Below are 807 nucleotides of genomic sequence, written 5' to 3'. Positions count from 1 at the left end.
CTTCCGCAGTGTAGACCTGCCTGAAGTTTAGAATGGTCTGGCCGGCCGCGACTTGGGCTTGTTCGCCTAGCATGCCTGTCTTGTCGAGCAATGCCTCGAGCGTCTCAACGCATTGCTTGAAAGTTAGTCCCTTGTCGCTCTCAAGGGCATCTTGGAAGTGCTGCGCGCCCTTGTTCACAAAAGGCTGAGTGGCAGACCGTGAGGTGTAGCCGTAGGCGCCGGTATCGTCGTTGAGCACACCTGTCAGTGCATACTTGTTCTTTTTATCGTATAGTGGACTCTTTGTCAGGTCCGGGTCCTTCGGCACTTGAGGCGGCCTGTACTTGGCCAAGCACTCGGCCTTCACAAGCAGACCCTTCATGCAGGCTAGGTTCAGAACAAGCGATCGTCGCGCCTGGTGAGAAGATTCCACCAAGCGCGCGAGGTGCACGCTGGTCGCCGCCCGGTAGTCGATCATAGTTACGAACTGGTTGTTGCCGCAGGCGCGGATTGGAATGAGGGGGCGACCGTTCAAACGCTGAGCTTCGGGGTTGGCGGCGTGGTATCGGGTGTAGTATTTGCTTGCCTTCGCCTGGGCTATCCTAAGCCGTTCGTTGCTGGTGAAACCCTGTCTCCCGTCATGTAGCGACGTGGTGGAAAGGGGAAAATCGTTGGCGATCTTATCGTAGGCGCAGCCCGCGCCGACGAGGCATAAGCTGTATTTCAGCGCGCGTGCGAAAAGGTTTGATCCGTCTCCTGTCGCACCCCCGCCATGCGCTCCATCCCCGCTCTTTGGCCGTTCCGGCTTCCTCGCAGGTGGGGTTTGCG

At 58.2% G+C, this 807-nt stretch carries 1 pseudogene; it reads right to left on the bottom strand.

Annotated features, from left to right (window positions below):
• A pseudogene (locus EOA60_RS38005) lies at positions 1-807 on the bottom strand (type III effector HopG1); the annotation flags it as partial.

The sequence above is a fragment of the Mesorhizobium sp. M1A.F.Ca.IN.020.06.1.1 genome (genome assembly GCF_004023265.1).
In the GTDB taxonomy this organism is placed as follows: domain Bacteria; phylum Pseudomonadota; class Alphaproteobacteria; order Rhizobiales; family Rhizobiaceae; genus Mesorhizobium.
The sequence above is the reverse complement of the archived record's forward strand: the minus strand, read 5'-3'. Positions and strand labels throughout refer to the sequence as shown.